2 protein-coding genes are annotated in these 836 nt (G+C 56.3%); both read right to left on the bottom strand.

Annotation, left to right across the window (positions count from 1 at the left end; all coding sequences use genetic code 11):
- Positions 1-197: 197 nt before the first annotated feature.
- Positions 198-533, bottom strand: a complete 336-nt coding sequence (locus tag AC1DHT_RS29190; RefSeq protein WP_216742670.1) for a ComEA family DNA-binding protein — start codon at positions 531-533, stop codon at positions 198-200.
- Between the two features lie 114 nt (positions 534-647).
- Positions 648-836, bottom strand: a 189-nt coding sequence (locus AC1DHT_RS29195; protein WP_442114854.1) for a hypothetical protein, incomplete at its 5' end; no start/stop codon positions are given.

The following is an 836-nucleotide window of genomic DNA, read 5'->3' on the forward strand; positions in this document are numbered from 1 at the left end:
AGATTCGCAGTCGCCCGCAACACCCTTGCCTCTGGCTAACACTTCCCCTTGCCGGGTGTGTAGAGGACTTTCACCTCCAAGTCACCAGCGTGGCCACCACAGCCAAACTGGTTGCGCTTGCGCGCAACGCGCCATGCCTGGCGCACCCAATGAAAAAGGCCGGTCAATGACCGGCCTCTGGCACTAGCATCTACGAATCAGTTCACCTCAAGCTTGTCGCGATTCTTGTCCAGAATCGCCTTGCCGATGCCCTTGACCTCCAACAACTCATCCACCGATGCAAACGGTCCATTACTCTCACGATATGCAACAATCGCCTTGGCCTTGGCCTCACCTACTCCAGCGAGTTCCCGCTGCAGTGTCGTTGCATCCGCCGTATTGAGATCGACTTTTGCAGCCTCCCCGGACGGTGCGACCTGTACTGCCAATGGCGCGCTTACAGCTTCCGTGTTTGTCGCTGGTGCAGCGATAGCGGCAATAGAGGCGCTGGTCAGCAGGGCAAAAACCAGAGAGTAGAAATAGCCTGTACGCATAAGTGACGCTCCATGACATCGATAGGAAAGAAGCAGCTTTTCCGAAGCTGCCTCCCAAACCTAGGTCATGCTGTGAGCCTGTCAAAAATGTATCGGTTACAGGGTGTGTAACAATCAGGGCTCGAGGCGGCGTTGCTGGTAGATCCAGTCGACGATCTCGCCGTCCGGGGCATAGCCACTGACGGTGTCGCGCAGCAGTTGGCGGACCCGCGAATAATCATCCCGCTCAATCGCAGACAGCAACTCCGTCAACTTGCCCTTGAGCACTTCCCAAGGCAGCAGATCTTCATTGGCCGTCATGAT

Source organism: Pseudomonas sp. 05N432, from assembly GCF_056396945.1.

Coding starts and splice junctions, on each gene's coding strand:
- AC1DHT_RS29190 (WP_216742670.1), bottom strand. CDS start 533: ATGCGTACAGGCTATTTCTACTCTCTGGTTTTTGCCCTGCTGACCAGC.